Origin of the sequence: Aeromonas sp. Y318-3 (genome assembly GCF_027706185.1) — a bacterium.
In the GTDB taxonomy this organism is placed as follows: Bacteria; Pseudomonadota; Gammaproteobacteria; order Enterobacterales; family Aeromonadaceae; genus Aeromonas; species Aeromonas veronii.
Genome location: NZ_JAPDCN010000059.1, coordinates 1 through 581 on the forward strand (window position 1 = coordinate 1; position 581 = coordinate 581).

Below are 581 nucleotides of genomic sequence, written 5' to 3' on the forward strand. Positions count from 1 at the left end.
TACTACGACCAGCTCACGTTAGACCTCGTGACGGAAGATCGGAATTGTTACCTTCGTCGAGTACAGAACAAATATCCTGCATTGGTAGGGTATATCTGGAAACTGGAGTTCGGTGTTGATAGACGTTTCCATACCCACATTACGTGCTTTTTTAATGGGGCTATTCACCAACGAGATATCTCGCTGGGTATAGCGCTGGGTGAGCTGTGGGAAGATATGTCCGACAATAACGGGAGCTATTTCAACTGTCAGGTCAGGCGGGAGGATTATCGGGAATGGGGTACTGATGGGATTGGGATGGTCCACTACAGCGATACAGCCAAGCGTATAAACCTGATTAATGCACTGAGTTATCTGACCAAGCTGGATACGCAGATATTGGCGGTATTGCCAGCCGGTCGTCGGACCTTCGGGCGTATGGAGACACCATCGCGCCAACCTCGCCTTGGCAGACCTCGGTTAGTACTTTGTCGGTTCGATTGAAAAGAAACTCAGATAGATATCATCAAGGGAGAGTAAACAGATATCGCTGTGAAGCTGCTTGGGAGCGCCATTACGGCCTCCCAAGTTATTGACCCTGG

The 581-nt window shown here is 49.4% G+C and carries 1 pseudogene; it reads left to right on the forward strand.

What is annotated here, in order from left to right:
- Nucleotides 1–483: pseudogene (locus OKB77_RS24010) on the forward strand (inovirus-type Gp2 protein); the annotation flags it as partial.
- Nucleotides 484–581: the final 98 nt, after the last annotated feature.